Genomic DNA, 6018 nt, shown 5'->3' with positions numbered 1-6018 from the left:
TTTTTTTTTTTTTTTTTTTTTTTTTTTTTTTTATTTTTACCTATCACAAATAATATTCTGTTGGGGGGGGGGGGGGGGGGCGGGCGGGCCCCCCCCCCCCCCCCCCCCACACCAGTCGACTGACCGGTTACGAAGAGGCCCCGGCAGCGGCCTCCGGCAAGGCGTCCAGAACGATTGTCTTCATTTCCAGATAGGACTTCAGACCTTCCTCGCCGCCCTCCCGGCCTACGCCGGACTGCTTGAATCCACCATGTGCGATGCTGAAATCGGGCTTGAGTCCGTTCTGCGCGAGACTGCCGGCCTTGACGGCGCTCGCGATCCGGTAAGCCGCCGAGCTGTCGTTGGTGAAGATGGCGCCGGCCAGACCGAACTTCGATTCGTTCGCCAAGCGGATGGCGTCATCGATATCCCGGTAGGTGGTCACACAGGCCACCGGGCCGAAGATCTCCTCTTGTGCGATCGTGGACATGTTGTCGACGTCGACGAAGAGCGTGGGCTCGAAGTAGTAGCCGGTCGCATGCGGCAGACGCTTGCCACCTGTGGCGAGCTGTGCTCCCTCCTCAAGTCCCTTCTGGACAAACCATTCGACCTTCTCGATCTGACGACGAGTGGCCAGCGGTCCCATCGTCGTCTCCGGCGCGTACGGGTCTCCGACCGTGATCTTCTCCAGCTTCCGGACCATCGAGGCGATGAATTCATCCTTGATGCTCTCGGGGATCAGATAACGCGTCATATTGACGCAGACCTGACCGCTGACCTCGGACAGACTCGACGCCATGACGTCGGTGACCTGGTCGATATCGGCATCCTCCAGCACGATCGCCGGTGACTTTCCGCCGAGTTCGAGGCCGACACGGGCCACCCGATCTGCGCAGACCGCGGCAATGCGCTTACCGGTTTCGGTACTGCCCGTGAAGCTGACCTTGTCGACCCCGTGCTGTCGTACGAGATAGTCGGAAGCGTCGCGGTCCGCCGCGATGACATTCAGCACGCCCGGCGGGAAGCCGGCTGCCTCGGCGCATTCGGCGAGAATGTACGCCTCAAGAGGGGTCTCCGGAGACGGCTTGAGGACGACGGTGCACCCTGCCATCAGGGCCGGGGCGACCTTGATCGCGGTCGAGAAGAACGGCGCGTTCCACGGGACGATTGCGGCCACGACACCGACTGGCTCCTGGCGCACCAGGGCGATGCTGTCCGGATACGCAGTCGGGCGCTGCTCCTCCCATGGGAAGGAAGCGGCCGTCTTCACCTGGGCCTCGAAGAAGTCGACCGCCATGGCGTAGCCGACCGCGGCGTAGCCATGGGCCACGCCGATCTGGCCCGTCCACGCGTGCGCGAGTTCCTCGATCCTGCCCCGCAGATGTTCCGCGAGCTTGGTGATGTACTCGCTCCGCTCGGCGGGGTTCATCAGCGGCCAGGGGCCCTGGTCGAACGCGTCACGAGCCGCCGCCACGGCGCGGTCGACATCGACCTCGCCGGCCGCCGCCACCTGACCCGTTACCGCCTCCGTCGTCGGCGATATGAGATCGAAGCGCGAGGTGGAACTCGACGGTATCCACTCACCGCCGATGTAATGCCTGTCGGGGTGCGCTACCTGAACTTTTCCGTCAAAAAAGGTTGCCATTACCGAGCCCTCCGAACTTCTTGGTGAATGTGACGAGACCTGCGGGAACCGTTCGCGGCCGACGCTCGCCGCCCCGGCGTCACCGAGAGGCGCCGGGTCGCGACGATGGGCGAGGCCCTAAAACGAACTGGTTCGTTTGTGCTGCGACCGTAGCCACGGACGGGAACAGTGTCAAACGAACCAGTTCGTTTATAGTGGCGCCATGGATAGAGCCCAAGCCAGTCGTCGTCGTTTGCTGGAGGCGGCGGCCACCGAGTTCGCCGAGCACGGCCTCGCCGGTGCGCGAGTGGATCGCATCTCGGCCGCCGCGCAGGTCAGCAAGGCGCAGTTGTACTCGTACCACGCCAGCAAGCAGGAGCTTTTTGACGAGGTGTTGCGGCAGCTCGTCAACGACATTGCCGATACTGTGCCGTTGACCGCCGACGGCGTCGCCGACTATGCCGCCCGGCTGTACGACGCCTATGTACGGAGTCCCCGTCTGCTGCGGTTGGCCGCCTGGGCGCGGCTCGAACGCTCTCCTACGGGGCCCCTCATCTTGTCGGCGTCATCCGCCCCGAAGGTCGCGGTCATCGCCGAGGGCCAGAGGAGTGGAGTTCTCGACGCGTCGCTCCCCGCGGCCGATGCCTACGACCTCCTCGTCGGACTCGCCATGACCTGGGCGCCCATCAGCGTCACCTACACCGCCAGCGGCGACGACCCCGTCGCCGACCACGAACGGCGCCGCGCCAGCCTGGCGACGGCAGTCCAACGGCTCTTCGCTCCCCGGTGAGCGCATTCGGATCAGGATGTCTGACGTGACAAGAACAAAGCGTTTCCGTGAGCTGCTGAGCGCGGGCCCCATTCTCGCGCCGGGGTGCTATGACGCCTTCTCCGCGCGCTTGATCGAGATCACCGGGTTCCGGGCCGCCTACCTGTCTGGCTTCAGCGTCGAAGCGACCCAACTCGGGGCCCCTGATCTGGGGATCCTCACGCTGACCGAACTCGCTCAGCATGCCGCGCGGGTCACCTCCGCCGTCGATATTCCGGTCATCCTTGACGGCGAGGCGGGGTTCGGAGGTGTTCTCAACATACGTCGCGCGGTCCACGAGTTGGAGCGGGCGGGCGTCGCCGGCATGCACATAGAGGACCAGACCAGCCCCAAGCGGTGCCCGCTCCTCGCCGGACGGCAGGTGGTCAGCCCGGAAGACGCCCTCCAGAGGGTCAAGGCGGCGTGCGCCGCGAGGACGGACCCGGACTTCGCCATCATCGCTCGAACGGATGCCGACGGTCTCGGTGTCGAGGAGGTGATCGAACGCTGCAACCGGTACATCGAGGCCGGTGCCGACATGGTCATGCCGATGCTGCTGGACGCCACCGAGCCCGGCTGGGGCACGCTGACCCCGGAGGCACAGATGGACCTCATGCGGTCCGTCGCCGCACGCGTCGACGGACCGGTCATGGGGATGGGGACCATCCCCGCCGGATACTCCTTCGAGCACATGGGGGAAGCGGGGATATCCCTTGTCACCACCGCGGCCACCACCCTGAGTGTGGCGGCGAATGCGATCAAGGAGCACTTGTCCGGCCTCCACGCGACCGGTCTCTGCCCTGAGCCCGAAGGCCCGTTCGGGGACCCCATGGCCATCCTCGAAGCCGTCCATCTGGCCGAGTACACGGATTTCGAAGCGCGATGCGAGGGAGTTTTCTGAACCGGCACCGCCCCACGACTCCGTCAGGGACCTCCGGAAGAGTGACGAACAGGAGGCCCCTGCGGGGAAATCAGATCACTGAAGCTTCCCCTTGATCGTGGACACCTGGAAACTGGGATCTGAGGTTCCAGAGGAAGCAGTGTAAGGTGGGAGGCAAGTACACGAATCGGTACTCGGACGAGTACATGGGGAGCCTGGTCAGCGTCGCCGGGATGATCAGTCCGGTAGCTTCGCGGGAGTCCGGCTGTCCGTTGGTTCTCGCGCCTTCGCACGTGGCTCGGCAAGTCTCCGCTGCTCACTCCTGCGCCCCGCCCCCTCCCAGCGAGGCCGTCTGGTGGAGATCCGCGACAACCTCATCGACCGCATCAACGAGGCAGAGCGAGAAGGCCGGCCCGAAGGGCCGGTATCGGTCCGGCCGCCTCAGCATCGGCTGGGCGGATCGCGGTCAGACGCTCTGGAGCGACCGGTCGTCCGTACCGGTGCCGGTGAGCGCTTGGTCGTGGTCGTGGATGTGCTTGAGCGCCATCCGGGCATCGACCGTGGTGCCGGCCTTCAGGGTCCGCCAGTACGGATGCGTGGAGACGGCGATGGAGAGCTGGAGGACCTCGCCGCGCAGGCGCGCCTCCTCCGACTTCTGCTCCGGGGTGTAGCCGGGGCTGTCGGGCTTTCCGGTGCGGTACTCGGTGTAGGGCTGCTTGTCGCCCTCCCACCCGGGTGCCGGCTCGGCGGACCAGGGCAGGGTCCGGCACAGCGCCCGGTACGCGGCGCCGGCCTGGTGAAGACGCAGCTGGGCGTCACGGAGATCGTCGGGGAAGTCGTACGTGGTCACGGGCGGAATGATATGTCCGTTCGAATGGAGTTAGATGCGCGGCGCATTGATGGGCACTGACCGCAACCAGCCGGAAGGTGAGCGCACTCCTTCCGCCCTTGGGTCGACATGCGAGCGAGGGGGCGGGGGTCGGTCCCTACTGTTCGCAGCGCAGCATGATTCGAACTATTGTACGAGTTCGGTTTCGGGAGAGGAGGTGCGAGGTGGTCGGCGGTGACGTCGCGGTGCTCCCGCAGTCTGCGGTTTTACTCATCTGCATGTCGCCTCGGGCTACTCGGCCCGCTATGGCGGCGCGCACCCCGAGGCCTTGGTCCGGCGGGCCGCCGAACTGGGCATGGGCGCGCTGGCGCTGACCGACCGGGACACCGTCGGCGGGGTGGTGCGGTTCGCGACCGCCTGCGCCGAGCACGGCGTACGGCCGGTTCTCGGGGTCGACATGGCGGTCGCCCCGTCTGAGGCCCCCGGCCCGGGGCTGCGGGGCAAGACGCGGCGGTCGTCGGTGCGGGGCGGGGCGCATGTGCCGGTGGCGCCGTTGCGGGTGACGCTTCTGGCCCGGGACGGGGCCGGGTGGGCGGGATTGTGCCGTCTGGTGTCGTCCGCGCACGCCGACATCCGCACGACGGGCGGGGTGCCGGTGGTGGGCTGGGACGCTCTGCGGGCCTTCGGGACGCGGGGGTTGACCGTGCTGCTGGGGCCGGTGTCGGAGCCGGTACGCGCGCTCGCCGGGGGCCGCCCCGATGTTGCCGAGCGGCTGCTGGGGCCGTGGCGGGAGGTGTTCGGGTCGTCGCTGCGGCTGGAGGCGGTCTACTACGGGCTGGTCGGGACGGGCCCGGGGTCGCTGCGGCTGGCCGCGCGCACCGTGCAGCTGGCGGACCGGACCGGGATCACGGCGGTGCTGAGCAACGCGGTGCGTTACGCGGTCCCGGCGCAGCGCCGGGTGGCTGATGTGCTCGATGCCGCGCGGCTGCTGCGGCCGGTCGACTTCCGGCGCCGCGGGCGGCTGGATCCGGGTGAGCGCTGGCTGAAGGGGCCGGGCGTCATGGCGGCGCTCGCCGAGCAGGTCGCGGCGGCGGCCGGTGCCGGCCCGGAGCGGGGGCGGGACCTGGTCGCGGAGACCGTACGGACCGGTGAGGAGTGCCGGGTGGATCTGGTGGCGGACCTCGGGCTGGGGCGGACGCATCTGCCGGAGCCGCACACCGTGGGCGCGCCCCCCGGACCGGGAGGTGCGGCGCGGCTGCTGCGCGAGCGGTGCGAGGCGGGCATGGTCCGGCGGGGCCTGGACCGCGATGCTCGCGCGCTCCAGCGGCTCGACGAGGAGCTGGAGGTCATCGGGGCGCTGGGCTTCGACACGTACTTCCTGACGGTGGCCCAGGGCGTGGGCGGTGGCCGGCTGGCCGGTGAACTCACGGGGGGTGAAACGCTGTTGGCGCACGTCCTGTGCGTGCGGGGGCGGGGCGGGAAGGATCCGTCGTGCGGGGGCGGCCGGGTAGGCGGGACGGGCGGCGCGGAAGGCGGATCGCTCGTCCGGGCCGGTGAGCTGAAGGTACCCGCTCCACGGTGAGGCCTCGGGCGCGCGCCCGCCGCCCGATGGCGCCGGCTTGCCGGTGTCCTTCAGGAGCGTGCGCAGCGTGGGCGTGCGGTAGAACGATGCGAGATCGGGGCGCGGTACGCCGTGATGTTCCACGGTGTTGGCCAGGCGGATGACGTCGATGCTGGTCAGTCCCATGCTCAGCAGGTCCTCGTCGAGGCCGGCGGGCGCGGGCAGCAGCGCGGTGAGCGCCCCGTGCAGGAGACGCGTCAGCTCTCCGTCTCCGACTTCGCGGGGACCGGGTACGGCCCGGGGAGGGACGAGGGGGAGAGCGTCGCGGGCCAGCGCG

Annotated in this window: 5 protein-coding genes; 3 read left to right on the top strand and 2 right to left on the bottom strand. The window is 68.3% G+C overall.

Annotated features, from left to right (window positions below):
- Positions 1-127 precede the first annotated feature (127 nt).
- Positions 128-1624, bottom strand: a complete 1497-nt coding sequence (locus AB0P17_RS37520; protein WP_365818484.1) for an aldehyde dehydrogenase — start codon at positions 1622-1624, stop codon at positions 128-130.
- A 202-nt stretch (positions 1625-1826) separates the two neighbouring features.
- On the opposite strand from AB0P17_RS37520, the gene AB0P17_RS37515 reads away from it, so the two are divergent.
- On the top strand, positions 1827-2393 hold the full coding sequence (locus tag AB0P17_RS37515) for a TetR family transcriptional regulator (protein ID WP_365818482.1): 567 nt from the start codon (positions 1827-1829) through the stop codon (positions 2391-2393).
- A 25-nt stretch (positions 2394-2418) separates the two neighbouring features.
- Complete coding sequence (locus AB0P17_RS37510) at positions 2419-3312, top strand: isocitrate lyase/PEP mutase family protein (protein ID WP_365818480.1); 894 nt, start codon at positions 2419-2421, stop codon at positions 3310-3312.
- A gap of 445 nt (positions 3313-3757) precedes the next feature.
- Here AB0P17_RS37510 and AB0P17_RS37505 read toward each other — a convergent pair whose 3' ends face one another.
- On the bottom strand, positions 3758-4141 hold the full coding sequence (locus tag AB0P17_RS37505; RefSeq protein ID WP_365818478.1) for a hypothetical protein: 384 nt from the start codon (positions 4139-4141) through the stop codon (positions 3758-3760).
- 307 nt (positions 4142-4448) lie between these two features.
- On the opposite strand from AB0P17_RS37505, the gene AB0P17_RS37500 reads away from it, so the two are divergent.
- Positions 4449-5702 (top strand): PHP domain-containing protein, encoded by a 1254-nt coding sequence (locus AB0P17_RS37500; protein WP_365818492.1) that lies wholly within the window; start codon positions 4449-4451, stop codon positions 5700-5702.
- The last annotated feature ends 316 nt before the right edge of the window (positions 5703-6018 follow it).

Origin of the sequence: Streptomyces sp. NPDC088124, from assembly GCF_040685895.1 — a bacterium.
GTDB lineage: Bacteria > Actinomycetota > Actinomycetes > Streptomycetales > Streptomycetaceae > Streptomyces.
Note: the sequence above shows the minus strand (reverse complement) of the source record. Positions and strands in the feature narration are given on the sequence as shown.